The sequence below is a fragment of the uncultured Flavobacterium sp. genome (genome assembly GCF_963922255.1).
GTDB lineage: Bacteria > Bacteroidota > Bacteroidia > Flavobacteriales > Flavobacteriaceae > Flavobacterium.
Window position 1 is genome coordinate 11,909 of record NZ_CAWUIC010000004.1, and the last position, 25,900, is coordinate 37,808.

Annotated in this window: 17 protein-coding genes; 3 read left to right on the forward strand and 14 right to left on the reverse strand. The window is 31.7% G+C overall.

All coding sequences use genetic code 11. The annotated features are described in order from the left end of the window. Position 1: 1 nt before the first annotated feature. The 11 genes from AABJ49_RS04730 to AABJ49_RS04780 all read right to left on the reverse strand — a co-directional run bounded on the left by AABJ49_RS04730 (position 2) and on the right by AABJ49_RS04780 (position 14,934). Positions 2–3,184, reverse strand: coding sequence for an N-6 DNA methylase (locus AABJ49_RS04730; RefSeq protein WP_338376482.1), 3,183 nt, complete (start codon positions 3,182–3,184; stop codon positions 2–4). A 3-nt stretch (positions 3,185–3,187) separates the two neighbouring features. Further along, on the reverse strand, positions 3,188–3,382 hold the full coding sequence (locus AABJ49_RS04735; RefSeq protein ID WP_338376483.1) for a helix-turn-helix transcriptional regulator: 195 nt from the start codon (positions 3,380–3,382) through the stop codon (positions 3,188–3,190). Between the two features lie 884 nt (positions 3,383–4,266). After that, entirely contained in the window at positions 4,267–6,546 is a 2,280-nt protein-coding gene (locus AABJ49_RS04740; protein ID WP_338376485.1) for a hypothetical protein, read from the reverse strand. Positions 6,547–6,852: 306 nt separating this feature from the next. Then, positions 6,853–7,701, reverse strand: coding sequence for a restriction endonuclease (locus AABJ49_RS04745; RefSeq protein WP_338376487.1), 849 nt, complete (start codon positions 7,699–7,701; stop codon positions 6,853–6,855). A gap of 313 nt (positions 7,702–8,014) precedes the next feature. Further along, positions 8,015–8,776, reverse strand: a complete 762-nt coding sequence (locus tag AABJ49_RS04750; protein WP_338376489.1) for a hypothetical protein — start codon at positions 8,774–8,776, stop codon at positions 8,015–8,017. A gap of 159 nt (positions 8,777–8,935) precedes the next feature. After that, entirely contained in the window at positions 8,936–11,044 is a 2,109-nt protein-coding gene (locus AABJ49_RS04755) for an ATP-binding protein (RefSeq protein WP_338376491.1), read from the reverse strand. A 487-nt stretch (positions 11,045–11,531) separates the two neighbouring features. After that, positions 11,532–12,881 (reverse strand): hypothetical protein, encoded by a 1,350-nt coding sequence (locus tag AABJ49_RS04760; protein WP_338376493.1) that lies wholly within the window; start codon positions 12,879–12,881, stop codon positions 11,532–11,534. Positions 12,882–13,679: 798 nt separating this feature from the next. Further along, the gene (locus AABJ49_RS04765) at positions 13,680–13,973 is read right to left on the reverse strand and encodes a hypothetical protein (RefSeq protein ID WP_338376495.1); all 294 of its coding nucleotides are present in this window, start codon (positions 13,971–13,973) and stop codon (positions 13,680–13,682) included. After that, positions 13,966–14,244 carry a hypothetical protein gene (locus tag AABJ49_RS04770; RefSeq protein ID WP_338376497.1) on the reverse strand — a complete coding sequence of 93 codons (279 nt, stop codon included), beginning with the start codon at positions 14,242–14,244 and terminating at the stop codon, positions 13,966–13,968. The genes AABJ49_RS04765 and AABJ49_RS04770 overlap by 8 nt, the downstream gene beginning before the upstream one ends. A 6-nt stretch (positions 14,245–14,250) precedes the next feature. Further along, the gene (locus AABJ49_RS04775; protein WP_338376498.1) at positions 14,251–14,505 is read right to left on the reverse strand and encodes a hypothetical protein; all 255 of its coding nucleotides are present in this window, start codon (positions 14,503–14,505) and stop codon (positions 14,251–14,253) included. 204 nt (positions 14,506–14,709) lie between these two features. Beyond that, the gene (locus AABJ49_RS04780) at positions 14,710–14,934 is read right to left on the reverse strand and encodes a helix-turn-helix transcriptional regulator (RefSeq protein WP_338376500.1); all 225 of its coding nucleotides are present in this window, start codon (positions 14,932–14,934) and stop codon (positions 14,710–14,712) included. 830 nt (positions 14,935–15,764) lie between these two features. Between AABJ49_RS04780 and AABJ49_RS04785 the strand changes: the two genes are divergently transcribed. From AABJ49_RS04785 to AABJ49_RS04795, 3 genes are read left to right on the forward strand one after another with little or no spacing between them, the layout of a single operon-like run. Beyond that, positions 15,765–18,740, forward strand: a complete 2,976-nt coding sequence (locus tag AABJ49_RS04785; protein ID WP_338376502.1) for a SusC/RagA family TonB-linked outer membrane protein — start codon at positions 15,765–15,767, stop codon at positions 18,738–18,740. Positions 18,741–18,756: 16 nt separating this feature from the next. Next, on the forward strand, positions 18,757–20,130 hold the full coding sequence (locus AABJ49_RS04790) for a RagB/SusD family nutrient uptake outer membrane protein (protein WP_338376504.1): 1,374 nt from the start codon (positions 18,757–18,759) through the stop codon (positions 20,128–20,130). After that, positions 20,130–22,733, forward strand: a complete 2,604-nt coding sequence (locus AABJ49_RS04795; protein WP_338376506.1) for a prolyl oligopeptidase family serine peptidase — start codon at positions 20,130–20,132, stop codon at positions 22,731–22,733. The genes AABJ49_RS04790 and AABJ49_RS04795 overlap by 1 nt, the downstream gene beginning before the upstream one ends. Before the next feature lie 60 nt (positions 22,734–22,793). Here AABJ49_RS04795 and AABJ49_RS04800 read toward each other — a convergent pair whose 3' ends face one another. The 3 genes from AABJ49_RS04800 to AABJ49_RS04810 all read right to left on the reverse strand — a co-directional run bounded on the left by AABJ49_RS04800 (position 22,794) and on the right by AABJ49_RS04810 (position 25,629). Further along, positions 22,794–23,078: a DUF6520 family protein gene (locus AABJ49_RS04800; protein ID WP_338376508.1), complete on the reverse strand. Its 285-nt coding sequence runs from the start codon at positions 23,076–23,078 to the stop codon at positions 22,794–22,796. Between the two features lie 95 nt (positions 23,079–23,173). Beyond that, complete coding sequence (locus AABJ49_RS04805) at positions 23,174–24,151, reverse strand: hypothetical protein (RefSeq protein WP_338376510.1); 978 nt, start codon at positions 24,149–24,151, stop codon at positions 23,174–23,176. 596 nt (positions 24,152–24,747) lie between these two features. After that, positions 24,748–25,629, reverse strand: a complete 882-nt coding sequence (locus AABJ49_RS04810; protein ID WP_338376512.1) for a helix-turn-helix domain-containing protein — start codon at positions 25,627–25,629, stop codon at positions 24,748–24,750. Positions 25,630–25,900 lie beyond the last annotated feature (271 nt).

Consider the following 25,900-nt stretch of genomic DNA (forward strand, 5'->3'; position numbering starts at 1 on the left):
ATTATTGAATCACAACTTCCATTTCACCCAATTCGCTGTATTTCATTATTATCTCTTTTTTAATATTTAAAAGTTTATCCTGTTCTTTTGATATTTTCTCCATAGTCAATAAATCGAAATTTTCATCTTTGTCTATTGGAACTGCAATTTCTATATCTATTATTTGACCTGTTCCCAATTTTTTATTACCGTAAGCTCTTGTCCTTTGAAAGAACAAAGGCTGTACGTTTTTCATAACATATCGAAGGTCTATTTCAATCCTATTTGTATAGTATTTAGTTACTAATGGTAATATTTCCTTAAAAAATATTTTTGAGGTTTCTTCAGTAAAGCACGTTGAATACTTTTTGAATTCTTTTAGAACTTCTTTTAGTTCATCTTTTTTTGTGGCTTGAATCGGATTAAGAATTATTGATTTTATGCCTGAATTTACTATTAATTCTATGTTGTCAGAAGTTAGCTTAGAGTTCTTCTCAAGGATTGTAACGTCCTTATCATCTACTAAATCCTCTTTGATTTTAAAATCTTTAAACTTTTCAAGTTTTGATTTTTCATTTGGACAGTCATAGAACAATGAGTTGTAAAACTTTAAAAACGCTTTATCTCTTTCTTCAATATCGTCTTTACTAGTAATGTTGTCAAATCCAATTTCTAATTCCTTAAAAAATTGATTTTTGTAGTTTTCATTTGCTCTGTCAGAAAAGTAACGTTCAAAGAAAAAGTCAATCTTCTCTTTAGGTATTATAACACCACAGTGATTATTAACTGTAAATAGATACTTATCTTCTTTAAGGTTTAATTTATTTTCTTCATTTCTCAAGAACAGTTGACCTGCCATTCCATCTATAGCCCAAGTCAATGAATAATCATAAAACTTATCTTTTTCCTTTATTTGGTCTTTTAAAATGTGAGCTAAAATCCCATCATTTTTTGTATTCGAAGAATAAACGGGAATGTTCCCTTCCCAAGCATTTTCTTTGATTCGTTTTAGTGTATAATAAGCATCACCTTGTTTAATGTAAAAAAGGTCGTTTAAAGTGAAAGATTTAGTTTCAGGATTCAAAGAAGCAATGGCTTTATCAATATTACCCAAAGCTTTATTCAATTCTTGAATCTCACTAGTAACTCTGCTTACTTGGTTGTGATATTCATCAATGTCAACGATATTGATTTCTTCTTCAATACCCAAATCAATTTTAGATTGTTTATCCCAAAATCTATCTATACACCAATTAGTTTTAGGGTCAAACTTGTCAATATCAAAAGTTTTACAATTAATTGTTAAAGGTTCAAATAAGCTTTTATCAAGTTTGAAATATTTAAATTGTCTTACAAAATCCTTTAAATCATTATCATCAATAGGTGTTCTATAAACATCAAGTGATTCTCCAATTGTTGTTACTACATAACCGAATATTTTATCAGTTTGTTGAATGTCTGTTGATTCTTTCTTGGTTACAGCTAATATGTAGGTTTTCTTTTGGGTTGAGTAGAAAGTCCCAATTGGAAGAGAAATAATACCATCTATAATGCAATGCTTTTTAATAAACTCACGGATTTTATGGTCATTTACTCGGTTTAATAAACCGTCTGGAATAACAATGAAAGCTTTACCATTTGGTTTAAGTTCATTGATTATTTTTTCAATGAAAAAACATTCAACACCCATTCCGTTTACATAGTAATAGTCTTTTAACTCTCCATCATTTTTTATAGCTTCTTTGTAATTAACAATTCCTTTCGTAACGTAAGGTGGATTTGTCATTACTAAGTCGTAAACATTCTTTTTAGTAGTCGATAACGAACCTAAAATTGAAGTATGGAAGGATTTAAAAACTTCATTGATTGTTTTTGCAAAATTTTTGGTTAGTGTTGGGTTATCTCTTAATACTTCTGAAAGGTAAATTATCATATTGGCTTTAGCCATTATGATAACTTTTGGGTCTCTATCTTCACCTTTGAAATTTAAAGAAGAATTTAGATTACCATCTTTAACAGAAAAAGCGTTTGTTATTTTAGTAAGTAGGGGTTCTAATAAGAAACCTCCAACACCACAGGCTGGGTCGCCTACCACAGCATCTTTACCTAGTTTTTCAATGCCCGAAACCTCAATTATTGCTTTAACAACATTACGTGGCGTAAAGTATTGTCCCCAATTTTTTTGACTTATACTTCTTTTTAAGAAGTCTTCATAAAGTCTTGATTTGAACTCTGGGTCAATATTAACAAGTTTAATTTCTTCTCCTTTTTCATTAGTTAGGAAATTGGAAAAACTAGTTAAAATATTGAAGAATAAATGATTATGTTCTTTGATTCTTGCATCTAGAATAAAACCATTGATAATAGAAGTGTTGTCTAGTTCACTTTCGGGGAACAGTGCTTTAATGTGCCCACGAACATTATTAAAGTAATATTTCAAGCAAACATCTTTTCCCGACTTTTTAACTGAATCGAAATCGACAGGAACGCCATCACTATTCTTTTCTAGAATCTTTAAATCGCTTAAATACCTAAAAATGAATATTTCTACGAACGTAGATAAACATAAGTCAGGGTTTTCTCCACTTGCTAACCAAATTGATTGCCATACGTTTTTTGCGAGGTTATTTGGGTTTAACTTTCGCTCAATAATTAATTTGCTGTTGGCAGAATTTATTTCTTTTAATAGTCTGTCAAAAAGAGCTAAACTTTTATTCAGTTCTGTTGTGTCAGATAAGTCTTTTACAAGGTTGTGGCTTAAATTGTAACCATCTTCATTTTGAATTAGACTGTATGACCTTTTTGTTCCAAAATCGTCTTCATAGGTTTCTGTTGCTAATTCTTCATTAGCATTTGGATTGATATAGAAATATTCTCGTGTGTCGGTCGCAATACCAAATGCAGCACCTACAACTTGACAATAGTTATTACATTGTCGAAATGCCTTGAGTTTTTTTTCTTCTGTGTCAAAATCTGAAGGGTCTTTGTACTCAACGATTGCAATAACTCGGACTTCATCTTTATTTCTACGGTCAACGATTACTCCATCTGGTTTTCGTTTTCCATAATTTTTGTAGTCGTTGTTTGGAACTATTTTATATTTTTTTAGTTCGTTAAGGTTTGTAGCACCTATCGTGTAGGACTCATAAATACCAAAAGGATTTCCTTTTTTTGTATAGTTGTTTGCTTTTAATTCTTCTGACATTTTTTAATCCTTTTTGTCGATTAGTAAGTCCTTTGCTGAAACTTTTAGAATTTCAGCAATTTGGTATAAGTCTTCTAAACTAGGTTGTCTCACATTTCGAGCATACTCGTTAATTGTGGTATAACTTTTACCTGTCTGTTTGGCAAGCCAAGTCTGTGATATTCCTTTGTCTTTTAGAACTTCCTTAATTCGGTTCATTGAAACCTAATTTATTTTTTCAGTGTCAAAGATAGTAAAAGTTCACTATAATGCAGTGTAATTATTCATTATCTTGTCGTGGGTTGGGAAAGGGCAAGCTCTTTTGGTTTTTCAGCGTTGGAATTGAGCGTTGGCAAAAACCAAATGTGCTTGACCGAGCGTTGGCTTTTTTTCAGCTTGCAGGTAACTAGGATACATCCGCAACTCTAGTGCTAGTTTTATACCTATTTAACAGGATAGTCGCAATTATATAGTTTTTTATTGAGGCTAATTTATGTTAAATTTGACATATTTGATTACGTATAAATACGTAATTTTAAATTCAAAGGAGATAATTTTTATTTTTTTGTTTGTTGTTGCAGTTTTTTGAAGTAGATTTTTTTGGTATTGCCTTAGCGGCTTAGTGCTAGCATAGTAAAAGTTATTATTATAAAGATTACACCAAATAGTACCTGGTACCATTTGAGAATAAAAAACTTATCAGGGGAGAAGACTAAGCATACTAAAGCCGAAAAATAATAGCGAAAGGTTCTTTCTGCTTATGATATAAAAGATCTTTTTTTTGTTTTCATCTGATGAACGAAATTAGTACGACATATAACTTTGCTTTAAAGCTATTGTAATAAAAGTATGGGATTTTAGCTTTAGTTACAAATTTTATAGTATGTAATTCAGGAATTGAACACTCATTTATGGATGTTTATAACAACGTTAAAACAGGAAATAATCAATTCAATATTCAACGTTTTGACGCTTCACGAAGTTGCGGATTTTCAACACTTTTGATTACAAATATAGACAAAATTTAGTTTCAAAAAATACCAATTCTGATAAATCCCAAACCCCGCAATTTCATGAAACGGCTGTTGTGCGTTCGTTGTTTTTTAATTATATAAATTATTTACTTTAAGATATAAACTTTTTAATTCATAAATATCCATATCTAAAATTGGTTCATACATAAATGAATTAAGATGTATGTTTTCTGGAGTCATAATATTAACAGTCTCTATAATTTTTATTTCGTTAGCATTGCCAATTTGTTTAAAACCATCATATAATGTTCTAGTTTGATTTTTTTCTAATTCTACAAATTCCAAAAAAGCGTCAGAATTACCATTGTAGATATTCCCTTTTTTAATCCAATCGAATGTCGCTGAAGAATTCAATTTTATTTTATTTTTCATAAACTCTTCAGCTTTTAATCTAATTGCTACAGCTAAAATTATTTTGTTTTCTAATTTAAAGTCTTCGTTATCAATATGGTTTTTAGCTAAATCGATGACTATATCATAAACATTTTCATTTTCAGAAATTGAGATATCAAAATTAAATCTATCTAGATATTTTTTAAAAATTTCTTTTAACTCTTTAACTTTTACATCTTTTGACTGACTTTTGTTATGAAGCAAATTTGTTAAAAACATATAATCATTCTTGTATTCTGTTAAGATATTATAATCGACGCCATATTCGATTATATTTCTGATAAATGGAATTAATGAAATTATATGTTTTCTACAATCTATTGCAGTATATACAGAACCACTTGATAAATTTTTCTTCCAAGTAATAAAAGGATTATCTTGATAATGTTCTTTATTTAAAACTATTTCATTTTCTTTTTTAACAGCGTGAAATCTTTTATTTCTATCTAGATTTAATCTAGAACAAACCGTTCTGTAAAAGTCGAAATTATGAGATAAAATTATTAAATAAAAATTATTGTTTTTTGATATGTCATTTAAATATTCGATGATTGCATATTTGTTTTTATAGTCAAATGAATCAGCAATATCATCAATTATAAATAAAGTTTTTGAATCTTCTTTTATTCTTTTTTGAACATCAAAAATTATATTTAACAGATATAATGACCTTTTTTCACCTTGGCTTAAAGTATTTTTCGATTCAAGTTCTTCTCTACTTAATTTAACCCAATCATTATCTTGACATTCGTTTGTGTCATATTTTGAACAGAATTTGAATATAACTTTCGGAAGACTTTCTCCAATTATGCAACTATTTAAATTTTCAATTTCCATTTTAAAAGGTAAAGAAAACCTATCGTTAAAAATATTAATTGCATCTTGCCAATCAGTTTCAAGCACATTTATACTTTCAATATCTGATTTTAAATTATTGAATTTTTCTGATAACTCATATAATTGTTCAGATTCACTTTCAAAATATGAATACCAAATTTTATTTTTTAATTTTTCAAGGTTGCTTATCTTTAATTCTTCAATTAAATGAACATTTGATTCTAAAACATCTTTTAATTTTGAACCTTTTACATCTGACAAGCCTTTTTCAATAGCTTGAAATTCTTTACTTTCCTTTAATTCATCTTCAATTATTTTTAGTTTTTTATCAAATTCAATTATATCATCAATACTATCTTCATTACCTAGCTGTATTTTATTGTTTTTTACAAAAAAACTATTCTTCTTTAAAGAATCATTTACGTTTTTTAGTTTTGAAAGTGAAAAAACTCCTTTTTCAAAAAATGAATATTTTTTATAAACTTCATCAGTCTTTTTTAAATAGTCAGAGATTTTTGATTGGAATTCTTTTTTTTCAATTTTATTTATAACACTTGAATCAAAAATATCTAAATATGAAACATTTTGAAATATTAAATTATTCGAGTTGCTCTTAAATTTATTTAGATTGTTAAGAAAACTTTTTTCACTTAACTTAAAATCTTTTATAATTTGATTTTCTAATTCAAACACTTTTTTTCCTAATACAATTTTGGAAATTTTTAAACCTGATTTATCCTCTAGTTTTTTTAATAAATTGTTTTTTAAGATTAAAATATCTTCTAATTTATCTTTTATTTCGTCATTAACCAATAAAGATGAAATACTTGATGATTCATATTGAGATTCAAAAGAATTAATAACAAAAATTTCTTCTTTCTTTATTAACTCACCATCAATTTTTATTTCTTTCTCAACTTTTTCGTTATTAAAAATTTCATCACCAACTTCATTTTCTTTACCATCTTGAATCTTTTTAAAAACTTTTGTGAACGAAGTTTTCATTAATCCGTTTTTGGCATAAATTGCATTTACTTTATTTGTATTTGTAAAATTTAATTCTTCATTTAATTTTTTTATACCATAGCAATTTTCAAAATTAATTTCAATTTTATTCATAATATGTATGAATTAAGTTTCTTGTTAGTGTTTTCGATTTTCCGTACAATGACGCACAACTAGTTTATACTCGCTACTTTCCTACTAGTTTTATACCATATTGGCAGGATAGTCATAATAAAGTTGATTTTATTGGTAGCTAATATAGTGTAATTTTATATCAAATATTTACGTGTAAATACGTAATTTATCAAAGTTAGACCTTACCTAAAAAGAACCTTCTTGAGATAGCTTTTAAAGAGGTTTAAAATTTATGAATTTTTAAATTATTTTGAAAAATTAGGGGTTGTGCAACGGTTACCGCTGTTATCTGCAGGAAATATCTTCGTAATTATTATATTCTTCTTCATTAATAAAAGTCTTTGCAAATTTTAGAATTATTTCTTTTGTTAAAATTCCTAAAAAATCATTTCTCCAATTAATAATTTCATCTCTTAAATGATTAATATTTGTATTTAGAAATTTTTCAATTTCAAATCTATTTATATTACAAGAATACAGAATTTTTTTGTTAATGCAATTTGTTGACTCATCATTTTTATTTGCAGGAATAAATAATTTGATATCATCAATTTGCTCAAAATCACGCAAGGTTCTTACGGAATTTTCGAGAAGTTTTTTAAAAGCATAATATTCAGTATTAGCATATTCTTCTTTATAGCAAATTATACGTTTTTTATAGTTCGATTTTATTTCATCAAAATATTCTGTATTTTGCTTATTTCTACGAAAAAATTCTGATTTTGAAAGTTGTAATCTTTTAATATTCTGATTAAAGAAATAATCTACTGTAAGTTCAATTTCATTTAATTCATTGAATTTTAAAACATCAAGTTTTAAGTTAGAATATTTCACTCTATTTTTTGCAGCTTGTGAATATCCTTGGTTAGTTATTATGAGACCAAAATTTGCATTAACGTCTTGCATCATTCCAATAAAACTTTCAACAGTTTTTACGTGTATTTTTTTGTTGTAATATTTACAATCTACAATTCCTAATATTCTTTTACCTGCTAAATTACCTCTTACTGCAAAGTCAATTTGTCTTTCAACTTTACTATATATTCCAAAAACAGAATCATCAAATTCTATTTCACATTCTGGATAAGTTTGTTTTAGTAAGTCAAATAATTTTATTTCGTATTCTTTCCACATAATTTTCGGGGTTACTTGCAGCTAACTTGTTTATACTCGCGACATCCATACTACTTTTATACCAATTTGACAGGATAGTCTCAATAGATTAATTCACTAATGCTAAGATAATATAAAATCAAAACATTAGATTACATCTAAATACCTAATAATTGATAAAATAAAAGAAGTCAAACTTTTAACGGTTGGTATAACTGAGTTACGGTATTTAGTTGATGCTGTTAGAATTAAGCATAAGTTTTAGAAATTCGCGCTAGATTCGCACGTAGTCGAATCCACCGTAATTGTGGTTATACTTTTTTGTGCTTAATGTTTATATTCTTGATTTCCATCTTTTAATATGATTTTGAAGACCTGTTTTTTCACCGCCCTTGAAAAAACTTCCTGAGTTTAATTTCTCAATTAGTTTTATTAAGTCTTCCGCGTGTCTATTATCCCAGTTCAAATTTTTAATCAAATATGATTTTACTTTAACTGGGTTTAATTCGTAATCATATTTGTTCAGAGCTCTTAAGTAAGTTTTACATCTATCATTATCCATGGAATGAGTAATTCCAGTACTAGGGTTTATGACTTTACTAAGTTCATTTAAAGCTTCCTGAACTACCACGTCAGGTAAGTCAGTTGGTTCAGCTTTTTGGTTAGAAGTTAATTCAGTAGCATTCCAAGCTTGTGCCCATTCAGTAACTCCAGTTTTCATCCATTGATGAGCAACCATGCCTTTTATACTTGGGTTATCGTCATACTTAAATAATTCTTTTGAATCAAGTCCAAACGCAAGAAGGATACTATTTTTTTTCTGCGAACCATAAGCTTTGTCATAAGTTCGTAAAGTTTCAATTTTTAATTTCGGTCCCTTTGAGTAAGCAGATACAGTACCGTTGAATAAATCTTTTAAATATTTTTCTCCAATAGTTCTTTCTATATAACCTGTATTCCTTTTTGTATGGATTAAAATTGTAATTTGTTGGATTCCTTCAATTTCTTTACTCAATTCAACAGCTTTTTTAAGAGCTATCATTTCGATTTCAGCAATTGGACCTTCATTTTCTGTATAGTATCTTTCTTTTTCCATAGATTTGTCACATTTAGCGCAATGATGACGTGTATGAGTAGTAGCGGATTTCTACTCACAAACCTTTCGGTTTTGCACTAACTTTTATTTTATATTTTTACCTTCGTTTTATCATTTAAACCGCTATTACTTAATATACACTGTTGTGCTTTTGTGCTTCTATTTTAATTTTTCTAAAGCTCTTTTGAAGCTATCGCTACTTTTCGAAAAATTGAATATCTTAAATAAGTTATTCCAATAATCTGTTTCCACAGATTCTTTAATTTTTTCACAAATTAGAGTCGCTAGTTGTTCTTCAAAGTCTGTCCATTTTTCACTAACAATTATTTCTGTTCTTGGAGAGTTTAAATCCAAATCCCGCATACCGCAAACGTCAATAACAAGTATTAGAGGAAAAGGCCAATTGATTTTAACTTGGTTATTTTTCATTCTCCAACGTTCTGGAAATAAACTTGACGGTATTTCAATACCATGCAATGAAATTTTTGACTTAGAACTTGCCAATGTGTTATATGAATCATCTGTTCTTATATCACCATCATCACTAATTGTTATTGATTTGGATGATTCTTTTATTGAGTTTAGGTCAATTTTGAGTTCTCTTTCTAATGTGTAAATTTCTCCTTCAACCTCTATGTCTCTAGAGTTTAATTCTAATCTTTCCACTGGCTTATTATGACTTTCCAAGATAGCTACAGTAGCTGAGCCTATTAAGCCAATATCTTTTCTGTCAATTGGAATTTCTATATATTTAATGTTCTCATTTTCTTGCCAAGAATTATCCTTTAAAGAATAGGAGGTAATTTCTTTAAAACTATTTTCATCTCTTTTTTTATTGTGTGATTGAGTTTCAATATTTATTTCAAAAGGTGGGTTCGGAATTACATTTTCAACATTTTCAATAAATTCATTTTCAGTCATTCTTTCCCAAGGGTTATGACTTTTTCTAAGAATTAATTTAGTAGTAGTTCCTGGTGTTTCCCGCTTTCCTGATTTTATCCAAAAAATACTTTCTTGACCTTCGACAGTTATATTAAGGGGGTCGCTAGATTTATGAGGACCATATACTCTTTTAGTATCAACAATTAGCACATCTGAAATCATAAAAGATGAAAGAATACCAATACCAAATCTCGATGTAGGGGAAAATTCCGCTTTAGATTCAGCTTTCAAATTGTAGAAGTCTTTTGACTTGTAAAAAGACGAGCCAATTTTGGAGTAATAATTATTAATAATATATTTGTCCATCCCTGTTCCATTATCGATTACTTCTAGGATGTCTTCTCCTTTTTCCGTGTAATATTTCACGAAAATTTTAGGCTCATATAAATTGCCCCATTTTGCTTCTTGTGCCTTACGTAGTAGACATGCATCAATTGAGTTTTGTAATAGTTCTCGTAAAGCGACTTCGGGATTTCCATAGAGCTTTGTTCCCATGAGTAGCTCTATAACTTGAGTTTTGCTCAAAGAGAATTTAGTATCCATATAGATATAAATAGGTTTGTTTTTTATATCTATTTTAGTTCTTATTTTATCCCTGTTTACTTTGAGTGGTAGTTTAATTTGTAAATCTCGGTCTATTGAATTGTGAAATTCGTTTAGTGTTGAAATTATATTGTTTGCTAAACTAAGTTCATGGTCGATCATTGAACAAAATTCATGAATCGAAGATTCTATAACAGGATGTGTACATTTGGCACTAAACTGAATTAAGTCTGGACTAATGTCCCATGCTTCAATTGCTCGATGTTTATTCCACTCATTGATTGATATTGGATTTCTCACATATAAATGTGAAAATAATATTGAGGGAGTTCGTTTACCATCAAAATCTAATATGTCAGCGAGTCTAAGAATTATTCCTACAAATGGCAAACATGCGTATATTCCCGAACCACAAAGCAAGTTTTTGTCTAAATCTAATAATGATAGTGCATCTTCATTATGACTATAACATATTTGAGCCAATTCAACAGTTAAATCTGTATCTCTAAAAACAATTTTTTCCGACCAATCTTGTTCAATAATATCTCTCGCTCTTTCAGCATGTGTTTGCCGTATGTATTCCGTAATCAAATATGATTTTATTATATCAGCCTGTGAGTAATTTCCTTTGACTATCAAATCATTTAATCTTTTTTCATCCTCTGGTCGAGAATTATAGAACCTTTTAAAGTCATTAAATGTACTTTGCTCACTATCTTCAATTTCTGGTTCAATGTCCCAAACTTTTTTCCAAGCTAAGACTTCCTTTTCGTTAGGAGCCATTCCTATATCATGAAAAAAAGCACTGATAATTAAAAGAAGTAATTCAGGGCTAGAGAGTTCATTAATTGATTCCTTGGTTATTAACCTTTCCATTAGATTTAAAACTCTAAATAAATGGTCACCATCATGAAGAGTAAATTCTCCCATATGCCTAACAATGGTTTTTGTCCTTTGAAATGCATAGGATGTACAATCCTCAACTATCGTTATTACATTCGAGTCTTTTTCTGAACAATTCTCTTTAAGAGCTTTATATAATTCACTTTTTTTGAGTCTTAATAAAAACTCTTCTTTATAATCATCATTCATTTATTATCGGTGTTTTTCAGCATGAAGCACAACGGTCTCGGCTATGAGTAGTTGCGTGGTTTAGCACTTAACTTTGCAAGTACACACCAAACTGAAAATCCGCGAGGATTTTCAGAAGTAGGCGAGAACAAGCAATTACTTATAGCCATTGTTGTAGTGCGTAATTTTTTATCTTTAACTATTTTCCATTATTCACAATTCCTTCTTCAATTTCGTCTGCTGCTTTTTCAATAATATCTTTTGTACTGTCTTTTAATGTCTCAACTATTGTTTTGTCCTTTTTCTTATCTCGGTCAAAAAAGTTTAATATTGGATTATCAGATTTTTGATAGTTTAAAATTAATTTACCAGGGTTTTCACTTGTAACATTTAAGAAAGTATTTAGAAGTTTTATTCTTAATTCCTCTGACATTTCAGCATCTTCAATGTTTTCTATTTGTTTAGAAAGTCCCTCAATTGTCATACTTAATACTTGTTTGTGAGAGTATTCTTCTATTAACCTTTTTGATAAGTTCACTTTTTTATTTGCAGAAATAGTTGTCCAAATTAAAGGAATGTAAAGAGGAAGAAAAGCTAACATTATTTTAGGTGCTCTTTCAATTGTTTCAGTTAAAGTTGCTCCTGATAAAAGGTAAAAAATGCTTATTCCAATTGGTAATAACGCAGATAATGAAATGTATAAAATTCCATTGTTAAAGCTTTTTTTGTATTCATTATACAATAATTCTTCTTCTCCTTTTTTGGTGATAAAAGCAGAACTTAATCCAGCAGTTAAAGCATTGGGAAGTAATGATTCTATTTGTTTATTAATTTTATCATATTCTTTTTTTGAATTTGATTTAATGCTATCTAAACTATCTTGATTTATCTTAATGAAGTCGTCATATTGTCCTTTACTTGTCACTTTAAGACTTTCAAGATTTCCCTCTAAGTTTTCAGATATTTCTGTTAGTTGATTGTAAGATGTTTCTAGTTCTTTTTTTAGTCCTTCTACAGTAATTATTTCTCCATCTTCGTCTTCATCTTCATAACCAAGAATTTCTCTGTGAAGTTCATCTATTTCCGTTTTTTTTGTTAAAATCCCTTTATATGTTGTATTAGCTTTACTGGAATTTTCCTCAATTTTCAATATTAGTTCATCTAATTTGTCAATTTCTTCCTCAATTTCTGGGTGTTCTTCAAGAACTTCACTTATTCTAGTTACAAGATTGGATAAATTCGTACTGTTTTCTAACAAATCATTGCTGATTTCAATTGATTTTGTGTGGTTAGACTTAATATCACTTAATTTTTCTTCAATTTCAGTTTCGATATTAACTAATTTTGAATGAATCTCGCTTGCTTGATTAAACCTTTCTTCAGCTTTGTTTCTGTATTCAGCTGCTTTTTTTGATGCTTGTCTAGCTTCTTTTTCTATATCTGACGGTTTTTCTGCAACTTGTTTTTCTAGTTCAGAAAGTCTTTCCCAGAGTTTTCTTCTTTCGTCCTCTAGGTATTCTATTTTCTTTGAATTTTTTCCGTCAAACATTTTTTTTCGGTTTTTGGTTATGCACTACAACTTGTCTGTACTCGCAAAATCCATACTACTATTATGTCGATTTAGCAGGATAGTCGCAATAGTTTAATTTATAAATGCTAAGTTAGCATAAAATCAAAACATTTGATTACGTAAAAATACGTAATTAATAGGTTTGATGTTGTTTATTTGGAAGTTTTTTGAACTAATGGTCGTTTGTTTACGGCTATTTATATACTATTAAAAAAATAGAATGATTTCTAATGGGAGAGGGCCAGCATAGTAAAAGTTATTATTAGAAAGAATACACCAAATAGTACCTGGTACCATTTTAGAATGAAAAATTTATCTGGGGAGAAAACTAAACATACTAAGGCTGAAAAATAGTATCTGAAAGTCCTTTCCATTGTAGATTATAACGATCTTCTTCTTTTTGGTTTCATGGTAAGCTGTCTACTTAGTTTGTTTTTAGTATGAAAATTACATATTAAAGTACTTTGTGTTTTACTTTTTAAGTTTATTTATATACTTTATAAAATTAGTCTTAATTTCAATTTGAAGCACCACAAAGTTTGCTAATTAATAGTTAGATGTTAAATTTATATTTTATCACTCCATTTTTTCCTCTTAGATAAAACTTGACTGTGGATAAATTGAACTATAAAATACTATAAAGCAAATAGTACAATGTTTGATTTGTGAATTGAATACTTAACCAAGCCAAATCAATATAGACTAATTTTAGAAAATTCGGAGAATTTTTGGGATATTCCTGACCTAGCCATTACTTGTAACCGCACTTATAGGTAGTTATTTTTTTTTACCTTCCCACATACCTAATAAAAGTAATCCTAAACCAATACCAATTAATCCTCCAACTATATTAGCTTCTGTATCTTTGTCTTTTTCTTTCTTTTGTCTAGCTGCAATAAATTCTTCCCAACTCCAAAATCCTGCTCGGTTTAGATTAGAAAAAATGTAATCATGAGTAAATCCTCCGTTGAGTAATAGATTTTCATATCTTTTATAATCTTCAAGAGTTGCGGTATTCTTTTCAATTTTCTGAGAAAGTAACTCTACTTCATGTATATTTTGATTATGCATTATCGTTTTCTCTTTGGGTTAATAAATTATTTCCGTTTGCTCTTGAAATGACAGCGTTTATAGCACCAACTGCTGTGGCTGATTCAATGTTTGCTTTGTATATTCTATTGTCTAGCTTGTTTATTGCTTTTTGATTATTTTCAATAGACTTCAGAATAACTTGTTGTTTTTGTTCAATTTCTAGTAGACGTTTTTCAAATTCGTCAATTTTTGTTTTGTGAACTTCAGCTGCAATTTTAACTACAATTTTATTTAACCAACCCCAACCCATATCAATTTATTTTGCGTTCTCTAATATTTCTTTTGGTGTAGGTAAATTATAGTATTTAGCAACACTAGAGATTTCGTGGATTGGTCTTATTATTCCATAATCACTCCCTACACAGTTAACTCTAAATTTTCCATTTTCGTATTCAACAAAATCAAACCTTATCACGTTTGATTGCATATCTGGAACTATTGGCTTTCCAATAAGTTTTTCCGAATAATATTTAATTAATTCTTTGGCTTCTTCAAGTGTATATAAATCCATTGTTCTAAATATTATAGGTTCAAAATAATTGCTTATAACGTATTAATAATCTTAAAACTAATATTTTATTTTGATGCTAATTTAGGTTAAATTTTAAAACATTTGATTGCGTATAAATACGTAATTTACTATTTATACATTAAAATTTTAAGCAGAACGAAAAAATATGGAATTGAAATTTTTTTCTTAAGAAATGAAAATTTCTTACAGTGGTTTTTCAGGCCAAAAATCTTTTGGTGAGCAATCAAATATTTGAGCAATCATATTTAAATGATTAATATTATATTTTGCTCGTTTCGAAGGAGCTTCAACATGCGAAATAAAACTATCGCTCATATCTAATTTTTGAGAGAGCTCTAATTGTGTTAGACCATGCTTTTTTCGCATAGTTTTTATCTCTTCAATTATATATTGCTCAATTTTAGTCAAAACGTTTTATATTTTTGTATTACAAAGAGCAACTAATTTTAATAAATTATCAATGGTACATATACCATATTAAAATTTTTTTACTTATGTTTGTACTTGAATTAATATATTTGCGATTCTTCAAATCAAAATATTGAAGCATTCGCTTTGAATTTCGTCTTAGAAAACTGGTAATTTTAAAAGGAACGAAATGATAAGTCAGATGCTCACGTCTATTGGCGTGGGCTCACTTATTGTTCCTCGGTATACCAGTACCTCTAAGGCAATAAGCTGAGTTCCATGCCTTTTTTTTGCCAAGCTCAGTTTTTTTTCGGTTGTCTGTTGTCGGTTGTCAGTTGGCAGGGAATAGTAGTTAGTGATTAGTAATTAGTAACTAGTGATTAGCTTTATATTGTTTATTGCAAGGAATTTTCGTTTTTGATGATGTTGTGTGCCCTTGGACTGCGCTCAGGGTGAAAATTTGAGTGAATAGTGATTAGTGATTAGTAATTAGTGACTAGTAATTAGTAACTAGTGATTAGTAATTAATGAAAAGTGAAAAGGGATTAGTTTGCAGTTTACAGTTTACAGTTTATACTTATTTAATTTTTAAAATATTGCTTATGGAGAAATAGTGATTAGTGATTAGTAAATAGTGATTAGCTGTTTTAACTTCAATTGCTGATTGAAAAAAAGAAAATCCTTTAGTAGCTACAATTTTTTATATCTATTTTATGAGGATTTATTAAACGTGTATTTAGCATAAAAAAAATGACTTCCTACCTCGTCGGCCAACTCGTTAGGAAGTCTAGACAAACAAAACCAATGTTTCATTTAACCAAACCAAAAGTATGAATAAAATTTCACTCTTTCCGCTTTGGGCTGCTTTACCTTTGCCCAAATTGTTTTCTATTTTTTTATTTTTTTGTTTAACAGTGGGTTATACACAAACCAAAACCGTTACGGGAACTACTTCTGATGCCTCTGGTGCCTTAGCTGGTGTTACTATTCTAGTTAAAGATAAAGCACAAGGTACGCTATCTGATGCATCAGGGAATTATAGTCTTACTGTTTTACCCACTGATAATTTAGTATTTTCGTTTGTGGGGTATAAAACAGTGGAAGTGGCTGTAGGCAATCAAACTGTTTTTAATGTGGTGTTGCAAGAAGATACTACGCAACTGCAAGAAGTTATTGTTAATGCAGGTTATTACAATGTAAAAGAAAAAGAACGTACGGGTAGTATAGTGCGTGTTACGGCTGATGCTATTGAAAAGCAACCTGTTACTAATGTGTTGGCTGCTTTGCAGGGTAGGATGGCAGGGGTTGATATTCGACAAGATAGTGGTTTGCCGGGTGGGGCATTTTCCATCCGAATTAGAGGACAAAATAGTTTGCGAGCTGATGGGAATGAGCCGTTATATATTATTAATGGTGTGCCGTATTCTTCTGAAACTACAGGTGCTACTTCCACTTCAGGTTTTTCACCTAGTTTGACCAGTCCACTTAATTCTATTAATCCATCTGACATTGAAAGTATAGAGGTATTGAAGGATGCTGATGCTACCGCTATTTATGGTTCCCGAGGAGCTAATGGAGTAGTGCTAATTACTACTAAAAAAGGAAAAGCGGGTACTACGTCTTTTACTTTAAATAGTTCCACGAGTTTTGGAACAGTCACGCGTTTGCCGAAATTGATGGATACGGAACAGTATTTAGCTATGCGAGAACAGGCTTATGCTAACGATGGTGTTACTACTTTTCCAGCGACAGCCTATGATGTAAACGGTACATGGGACAGAGATCGTTATACTGATTGGCAAAAAGAGTTTATTGGAGGCACAGCCACTATTAATAACGTGCAGGCTACTGTAGCGGGAGGGAGTACTCAAACACAGTACTTGTTAAGCGGTACTTATAGGGATGAAACCACCGTTTTTCCTGGGGATTTTACCTATAAAAAAGGAGCTGCTCATTTTAGCATGAATCATAAGTCGCTTGATGATAAATTCAACTTGAATTTTTCAGGGACTTATAGTGTACAAAATAACAAGCAACCTCCAGTAAATTTAACAGCTGTTTCTAGAACATTGGCTCCCAATGCACCCGCTATTTATGATGAAGAGGGTAATTTGAATTGGGAGAATAGCACTTGGGATAATCCATTGGCTCCTTTGCAGTCACGTTTTCGTTCGCGAACCAAGGATTTAGTAGTAAATACTTTATTATCGTATACGCTTTTTAAAAATACAGCACTCAAAAGTAGCTTTGGCTATACTGATTTGACTAACAAAGAAACGAATGCACAACCCTCTACCATTTACAATCCTGCCTATGGAGTGGGAAGTGAAATATCTTCTTTATATACCAATTTGACTACCCGTAACTCTTGGATTGCTGAACCTCAACTGCATTGGAAGGGAACCATGGGGAAAAGTAAGTTTGAAGCTTTAGCAGGAACTACTTTTCAGCAACAGAAAACCAATCGTTTGTATGTGAATGGGTTTGGGTTTGCTAGTAATAGTTTATTGGATGATTTGGCTTCGGCTACTTTGAAAACTGTACCGCTAAGTGATGAAACTGTCTATACCTACCAAGCTTTTTTTGCTCGATTGAATTACACATGGGATGACCGCTATATCGTTAATTTGACTGGTCGTCGTGATGGCTCTAGTCGATTTGGTCCAGGTAAGCAGTTTGCTACGTTTGGTGCTGTGGGAGTTGCTTGGTTGTTTTCAAAAGAAGATTTCTTGGTGGGCAGTAAGGTATTGAGTTTTGGAAAATTGCGTGCTAGTTTTGGAACTACTGGTAATGATCAAATAGGAGATTATCAGTATTTGGACACTTATTCTTCTTCTGGAGTCAATTATCAAGGCACAAATGGTTTGAAACCGATCCGTTTGTATAATCCAGCTTTTGGGTGGGAGCAGAGTGAGAAAATGGAGGTAGCCCTAGAAACAGGATTCTTTAATGACCGTTTGTTTTTGACAGGAGCTTATTATCGCAATCGTTCGTCTAATCAGTTGGTTGGTATTCCGTTGCCGGGGACGACAGGATTTGCTTCTTTGAATGGCAATCTTGATGCCACAGTGGAGAATAGTGGTTTGGAGTTTACTTTGCGTACCCTGAATTTTAAGCGTAAGCATTTTGAATGGTTGACTAGTTTTAATTTATCTGTTAATCGCAACAGATTACTTTCATATCCGGGACTTGAAACCTCTACTTATGCTAATTTGTATGTAGTAGGAGAGCCCACTACTATTATAAAACTCTATCATTATACGGGAATGAATGCCACTACAGGAGCTTATGAATTTGAAGATGTTAATGGAGATGGTGTGATTAATGCAGCAGGAGACCGAAAAATAGTAGGAGACTTGACTCCGAAATATTTTGGAGGGTTTCAAAATCAGTTTACTTATAAGCAATTGCAATTGGACTTTTTGTTTCAGTTTGTAAAGCAACAAACATTTACATCCCTATCAGGAGTACCCGGTATAGCGGTAAATCAATTGGCTAGTGTGCTTGATGATGCAACTTTGCAACCTTTTACAGCAGGAGGTAACAGTGCTTTAACCACTGCTTATTCACGCTATGTGCTGAGCGATGGAGCTATCCGCGATGCTTCTTACATTCGCTTAAAGAATATCTCACTGACCTATACTTTGCCTTTACCTTCTAGCACTACAATTGGTTGTCAACTGTATGCCCAAGGTCAAAACCTATTGACTTTTACCAAATTTAAGGAAGGAGATCCTGAAACCAAGGTTACCAATATTTTGCCGCCCTTAAAGGTTTTTACTGTAGGTATGAAACTAACTTTTTAATCTAACTTGATAAGACATGAAAAATTTAAAAAATAAAATACTACTAGTATTTGCCCTTATTACCTTATTGGGCTGTGATGATTTTGTGACTGTAGAAGAACCTTATTTTCAGTTGACAGGAAGCACTGTTTTCGCTGATAAAAGTACAGCCAACGCGGCTATGGTTGATATTTATTCCAAACTAAGAGATGGTGGCTTATTATATGGTAGTACTAGTGGCTCTAGTGCTACGTTGGGCATGTATACAGACGAACTTGTTTATTATGGTGCTAATGATGCCAATTTTTTCCCCATGTATAGCAATGCTCTTTTATCTACAAGTCCACTGCTTTCTCAGTTTTGGAATACCAGCTATCATCAGATTTATTCTGCCAACGCCGTTATAGAAGGTTGTCAGAACTCCACTGGTTTGACAACTGCAGAAAAGAATCAGTTTATTGGTGAGGCTCTATTTGTTAGAGCTTTAGTACATTCCTATTTGGTTAGTGTTTATGGAGCGATTCCCTATATTAAGACCACTGACTATACTTTAAATAGTGTTCAAAGTCGTATGCCCATATCAGATGTTTACGAACACATAATTAGTGACTTGGAAACAGCTGTAACACTCTTGCCTGACGCCTATATTTCGGCTGAACGAGTTAGACCCAACCGTTCGGCTGCTTCCGCTTTGTTGGCTCGTATTTATTTGTATGATGAACGATGGGTAGAAGCTGCTAATGCAGCATCGGCTGTTATTAATAATGCCTTGTATGTTTGGGAGGACGATATTGATGCGGTATTTCTTAAAAACAGTACTGCTACTATTTGGCAATTTTCACCGAAGCTAACAGGAAACAATACCAATGAAGGAGCTCTGTTTATTTTTCAGACAGGACCGCCTACTACCGTTGGATTAAGTACTACTTTATATACATCCTTTGAACCAAACGACTTACGAAAAACACATTGGATTGCTGCCGTTACCAATGGTACAAGCACTTGGTATCATGCACACAAGTATAAACGAAAAACGAACACAACACCTTCCCAAGAATATTCTATTGTTCTGCGTTTAAGTGAACAGTACTTAATTAGAGCAGAAGCTAGAGCTAGACAAGGAGAGTTGAGTAGTGCCAAGGAAGATTTAAACAAAATAAGGCAATTAGCCGGATTACCTAATACAACGGCCTTAACGGCTGTAGCCCTAGTTGATGCTGTATTAGAGGAGCGTCAGCATGAATTATTCACAGAATTTGGTCATCGTTTTATTGATTTGAAGCGAACCGGCAGCCTTGATGCCGTATTGCCATTAACTAAGTCAGGTTGGAATAGTACTGATCAATATTGGCCTTTGCCTGAAAACGAATTATTAATCAATCCGAATTTAACTCAAAATCCAGGCTATTAATGAGAACTTCTTTTTTGACTGTATTTTATGGAGTGGTTACACTCCTCTTATTTGTGTTAGTTCCCTGTCCCGTAATGGGGCAGGAGCTACCCCAAAAGCAACTTAGTGAGGCTGATTACAAGCTTTGGAGTACTATGGGAAATGAGCAACTATCTGAAGAAGGGAATTGGGTAAGTTATCGGTTTTCTTATGAGAATAGTATTGATACCACTTTTGTGGTTCACACCACTACGATGCAAAAATTTGTTTTTGCTGATTTGATAGGAGGGAGGTTTGTGGGGGAGGATTATTTTGCTTTTGAAAGGCAAGGTAGTTTGGTGCTTTTTAATTTGCAATATGCTCGCGAAGTTGTTATTCCTGCCGTATCAAAATTTGATTTTTCGGAAGATGGACACTACTTGGTTACCCTTGAAAATAAAAGCACATTAGTAGTTAGAAAAAACGGAGTTATTGTGCAATCTATAGCAGATGTTTCCAGTTATCAATGGAATTACGAGAAAACCTCTTTGGTTTATGCACAGGAAGCAGGAGGACATACCAAGATTAGTTCTTTAGGGTTTGCAAGTTCCTTGAAGCAGAAAAGCCTGATAAGCATAGCTGGAATGCTTTTAGAAAAAATTAAATGGCAAGTGGGAGGTTCTACATTCACTTTTTATGCAACAGCTAGCGATGAGGTAGTCTTGTATTATTATGATTTACGTTCTACTGCATTATTGCAATTGAAACAGAACGACACAGTATTTGTGAAGGACATGAAAATACAGCCACATTATACTACTGCTTTAAACGTTTCTAGTGACGGACAAAAAGTGTTTTTTGGTATTACTCCGCTTGTGCCTAAAGATACCAGTTCTTTATCTGAAGGTGTTGAGGTTTGGAATGCTGCCGACCAATTGCCTTATAGAAAAAGGAAATTGAAGGAGTCAATTCTTCATCCCAATTATTTGGCTGTTTGGTATCCAAAAGAAAGTATAGTACGTCAAATAACAACTGAAAAGGAATCTTGGGTGGCCTTCAATGGTACTCAGGAGTATGCTTTGGTTGCGGATCCTATTCAGTATGAACCCCAATATGAATGGTTTGGGAGAAGAGACTACTATCTTATTCATCTAAAATCAGGAGTTAAATACTTGTTCCTTAAAGAACATTCGGGTTATGATTCCTTTATGCATTTTTCTCCAGATGGTCGTTCTATTTCCTATTATAGGGATGGCAATTGGTGGTGTTATAGTATAGCTACGAAGAAACATACCAATTTGTCAGTAGGAATTGTGACTGAATGGGATAATAGTGTAAGCGACGAAGGCACAGAATTGCATTTGTTTGGTCAGGCAGGTTGGACTACTACAAGTGGATTGTTATTGTGCTATGATGCTCATGATATTTGGGCATTTTCACCTGACGGTACTATTCGTAAAAGATTAACTAAAGGAAAAGAAAATCAAATGCGGTTTAGGTTTCATAATTCAGCCGTGAAAAATGTGGAGCAGTTTAATTACTCTAAGTCCGCTAGTAAAGTTTATGACCTTTCTAAAGGTGTTCTGCTAGAGGCAAGGAATATGGTAACTGAAGCCAAAGGATTTTATCACTTATATCCCAAGCAAGATGCTCAAATTTATGTTATGGATGAAAGCTCTATCAGTAGATTAACTGTTTCATCAAGCGATGAATCCATGATTTATGTGAAGCAAGATTTTGACCGTCCACCCGCTTTATTTTTTAAAAGAGGAAAAAATGAACAGCTTATTGTTCAAAGTAATCCTCATCATTTTACTTATCCATGGGGCACCTCTGAAATCATTTATTACCAAGATAGTCAAGGAAATTTTTTAAAAGGAGCTTTGTTTTATCCAGCTTCTTATGAAAAGGGGATTACTTATCCTCTAATAGTCTCCATTTATGAAACCCTTTCCCAGCATGTACATACCTATGAAAATCCCAGTTTGCATAACGGAATAGGACTGAATGTGTCGAATTTTGTGAGTAACGGTTATGCTGTATTATTACCAGATATTGCTTATGAAAGTGGTAATCCTGGGAAGTCAGCAACCGATTGTGTAACTGCAGCAGTTACGCAAGTTCTGTCGATGGGTGTGGCTGATGCGAAAAAAATTGGTTTAATGGGACAATCTTTTGGAGGTTATGAAACTAATTTCATTATTACCCAAACGGATTTATTTGCAGCAGCTGTTAGTGGTTGTAGTGTAGGTAATCCTATCTCCAATTATTTTTCTTTTAGTAATAATGATAATCGGATGGAAGCTTGGCGTTATGAAAACCAACAATTGCGTATGGGTTTTCCGTTTTATGAAAATCAAGGTGCTTATTATGCGAATTCCCCTTTGCATAATGCTACCCATATTACTACACCACTTTTGACTTGGGCAGGGAAATTAGATACAACGGTTAGTCCTGCTCAGTCAGAGACTTTGTACGCTGCTTTACGACGGTTGAATAAAGAGCATATCATGTTGGTTTATACTAATGATGGTCACATTTTTACGAATCCCAAAAACCAGGAAGATTTAAATCATAAAATATTGGACTGGTTTGGTTATTATTTGAAAGGGAGTCAGAAAGCCCCTTGGATGAAGCCAAATTGAGAATTAAAAAAATAAAATATGCAGTTTCTTTGTATTGAAACTGCATATTCTTTACAGCTGTTAATTTAATACTTTGTAAAGTGTAACGTTACAAGCATTAGCTTCATTTTTCTCCCAGACGTGTCTTGGAGTAGCTTCTGAAGTCATACAGGCTGCAGTAGTAAAATTTATTGAACAATCCACCTCTACTGGTTCGCAATTTAGAGGTGATGGATTTTGAATGTACCCAGTGATTAACACTGCATTCTTTGCTTTTTCCGCTTTAGTTGCTTTAGTTTCTACTGCAGCTGCACTAGCTAATGTGAATGCCAATACAGGCAAAATCACTTTTAAAAATGTTTTCATAATACATAAATTTAAATTATAATTTTTGACTTACTCTTTTCTACAGGTTTTCAGTCTCAGCCCTGCCACCGATCAGTTTGGTTTTTTATTTCGTTCTATTGCTTATTTTGTTTCTTTATGTTTAGTTTGTATTTGTGCAGTTGATGCCCTATAATGGCATAGAGGTTGTCTTCTATGACGAATATTTCCCTCACTTTAGCTTTGTTAGCATGATAGATATAGAGGCTTGAAATATAATCTCCATTTTCACAGTTATACATATCGATAATTGAAGCTTCCTTCCACATTTTCCTTGATTCGTAGCGTCCTATGACTTTTGAGTTTATAAATAGTATATTATTGCTATAAGCTGTAATTTGGTTTACCGTTGCTGGAAGAGAAGCTATCTTTTTTTGTCCTGTTTCTTTGATGTGTGCAATTTTTAGTTTGGCTGTTGTGGTTGTGTCAATGGTATTATTGCGGTGTAAGAGTTTGAGATTCTTATCTGACACACTGAATTCATTTCTGTAGTAATATGTGTAAATGACATTTTGATTTTTTCTGTCTACATTGATTATCCCATCCGTATCAAAGAAACCATCTAGTTGTTTTTGTAGAATTGTGGGTGCGTAATTGACAGTTAAGCTGTCTTTTTTTGTGAACGTACCTAAAATATTATTGTGCGTTTTAAGTTCTTGAGCTCGGAAGACCAGTTTATCATCTGCTATTATTTCAGCTTTTGAGAAATAGTAGTTGTTGTTGTGCATCCATAATTTCGCTTTCCAATCTTTTATGCTTCCTTTGAAGATTACAGGCACAGTACCATCCATTAGGTAAAAATAGGGTGGAGCGACTCTTACTTGAACTGATTGAAATGGAAAGTTTTCACTTTCTAGTTCTATTTTATGGTGTTTTTTAATTTTTAAAGTAGAGTCGTATCTAATGATATGTAAAGGAGCTTTATTATCTCCTAAATAGATGTTTTTTTCATCCGATCCAGCAATGTATTTGGAATTGTTATCTAGGTTGATTTCTGCTGTTTTGATTGCTGTACCTTGTATGAACCTTCTGATGAATGGATTTTCACGATGCATAGGGTTCTCGGATGCTAGATATAAGCCGATTATTAGCATAGCACTAAAACAACCCAGTGAAAGTAGATATAGCAGTGTCTTTCTTGTAGAAGTAGCTGATAGGTAGACACCTAGTGCTGCTGTTATTGTAATTATTCCATTAAATATTAAATGTTCTTTCCAATTTAGGTCTTCCAGTATTCCACCGCAAGAACATGGTATGAATGAGGAAAAGTTTAGAATGACTGTTATGTATGTAGTAAACATAACCATTAAACAAAACGAAGCTAAGAGTCCTAAAAAACGTTTTTTTGGTATTACAAGTACTACACTTATACCTAGTTCAATTGCCAAAACAGCATAGGAAACAAACCCTGTGTAAGCACTTACTAATGGAGATTGCCCCAATTGTGCTTGAAAGTTTTGAAATTCGAGCATTTTGCTAGTTGCTGCATAAACGAACAAAAAAACTAGTAGGTAACTTATAAAAACTATTATTAGAGGTTTTACTTTACTTCTCATATCAGTATTTTATTATTTAGTTTCGTAAAATTCTGAATTTCAAATTGATACTGTTAGTTAGAAAGGGATTTAAGCTAGTTCAAAAAGTAGTGTGGCTACAAATTTGTGTCTCTTTTTAAATCGCTAGGAGGGAAGTGGTATTGTTTTTTGAATGCTTTTGAGAAGTTGGTGTAATCATTGAATCCGCTCATGAAAGCTATTTCTTTTAGAGGTAAATCTGTTTGTTGGATTAGTACGTGAGCTTGTTTCAAACGTTCTTCCGTGTAAAATTTATAGATACTGGTTTTAAAGAAATGTCTGAACCCATCTTTTAATTTGAATTCGTTTGTTCCGAATAGTTTGGATAGTTCTTTAAGCGTAGGTAAAGGCTCTTCTAAATGCGCCATGATGTATTCATAGACTTCTTGAATGATAACGGCATCTGTTTTTTTAGGAATGGTGTTGGCCTTATCTGAAGTTATATCGAAAAGTATTGTAGTTACATTAGAGACTAGAATTTTGTTGCTTAGGATTAGTTTGGTCACACTGCAAAAAGCAGGAATCAGTTGATTTTGACTGTCTTTGAAAACTAATTGCGTTGTGCTGTGGTACTCTTTATTTTGCTGAAGTTCATCTTTGCAGATTTTCCAAACTGCTACTGATTGGGCTGTGAGTATTTTTTCAAAATCTAATTTATGGAGTTTTTCTTGGTTATAATTTAGCATATCGATGACCGTTGGACTAAAACTGACAATCTCAAAATTTTCATTTAAGAGAAAACAGTTTTGTACTAAGTTTTGATACGAATAATGTGGGTTTATGAATCCGATCTTAAGAATTATAGTTTTTAATTCTTGGGACAATTGGTTTAAGGTTCTTGCTATTTTATTTAATTCAGGATTATCATTTGCTTCGCTTATTCTGAACGATAAGTTTCCGGTTGCCATTTCAAAAAGCATTTGGTAGATGGCTTTAATTTGGTTGGGGTTTGGATTCATCCTTGTGTAGTTTTGGTGGGTGCTTTTATTATTTTTAAAAGCTCAAAACTATAGTAAAGATTGTCTTAAATCTAATAAAGTAGTGTGTGATTCCGGAATTGAATACCTCTTTTACTACTTTTTTTTACCCTACTATTTTATATGGGTAATTATTTATTTAAATCATTATCAAAGAAGTGATTTTACGTATTAATACGTATGGTTTTGAAGTTAAATAAGTCTTTACTTTGTATAAGTTTCTATTGTTTGTTAATGGAAATGTTACACAATT

Bases quoted from the DNA above. Each gene is read 5' to 3' on its own strand.
- AABJ49_RS04740 (WP_338376485.1), bottom strand. From the start codon at position 6,546: ATGAATAAAATTGAAATTAATTTTGAAAATTGCTATGGTATAAAAAAA.
- AABJ49_RS04750 (WP_338376489.1), bottom strand. From the start codon at position 8,776: ATGGAAAAAGAAAGATACTATACAGAAAATGAAGGTCCAATTGCTGAA.
- AABJ49_RS04785 (WP_338376502.1), top strand. From the start codon at position 15,765: ATGAATAAAATTTCACTCTTTCCGCTTTGGGCTGCTTTACCTTTGCCC.
- AABJ49_RS04800 (WP_338376508.1), bottom strand. From the start codon at position 23,078: ATGAAAACATTTTTAAAAGTGATTTTGCCTGTATTGGCATTCACATTA.
- AABJ49_RS04805 (WP_338376510.1), bottom strand. From the start codon at position 24,151: ATGCATCGTGAAAATCCATTCATCAGAAGGTTCATACAAGGTACAGCA.
- AABJ49_RS04775 (WP_338376498.1), bottom strand. From the start codon at position 14,505: ATGGATTTATATACACTTGAAGAAGCCAAAGAATTAATTAAATATTAT.
- AABJ49_RS04735 (WP_338376483.1), bottom strand. From the start codon at position 3,382: ATGAACCGAATTAAGGAAGTTCTAAAAGACAAAGGAATATCACAGACT.
- AABJ49_RS04810 (WP_338376512.1), bottom strand. From the start codon at position 25,629: ATGAATCCAAACCCCAACCAAATTAAAGCCATCTACCAAATGCTTTTT.
- AABJ49_RS04765 (WP_338376495.1), bottom strand. From the start codon at position 13,973: ATGCATAATCAAAATATACATGAAGTAGAGTTACTTTCTCAGAAAATT.
- AABJ49_RS04730 (WP_338376482.1), bottom strand. From the start codon at position 3,184: ATGTCAGAAGAATTAAAAGCAAACAACTATACAAAAAAAGGAAATCCT.
- AABJ49_RS04790 (WP_338376504.1), top strand. From the start codon at position 18,757: ATGAAAAATTTAAAAAATAAAATACTACTAGTATTTGCCCTTATTACC.
- AABJ49_RS04795 (WP_338376506.1), top strand. From the start codon at position 20,130: ATGAGAACTTCTTTTTTGACTGTATTTTATGGAGTGGTTACACTCCTC.
- AABJ49_RS04745 (WP_338376487.1), bottom strand. From the start codon at position 7,701: ATGTGGAAAGAATACGAAATAAAATTATTTGACTTACTAAAACAAACT.
- AABJ49_RS04770 (WP_338376497.1), bottom strand. From the start codon at position 14,244: ATGGGTTGGGGTTGGTTAAATAAAATTGTAGTTAAAATTGCAGCTGAA.
- AABJ49_RS04760 (WP_338376493.1), bottom strand. From the start codon at position 12,881: ATGTTTGACGGAAAAAATTCAAAGAAAATAGAATACCTAGAGGACGAA.
- AABJ49_RS04755 (WP_338376491.1), bottom strand. From the start codon at position 11,044: ATGGCTCCTAACGAAAAGGAAGTCTTAGCTTGGAAAAAAGTTTGGGAC.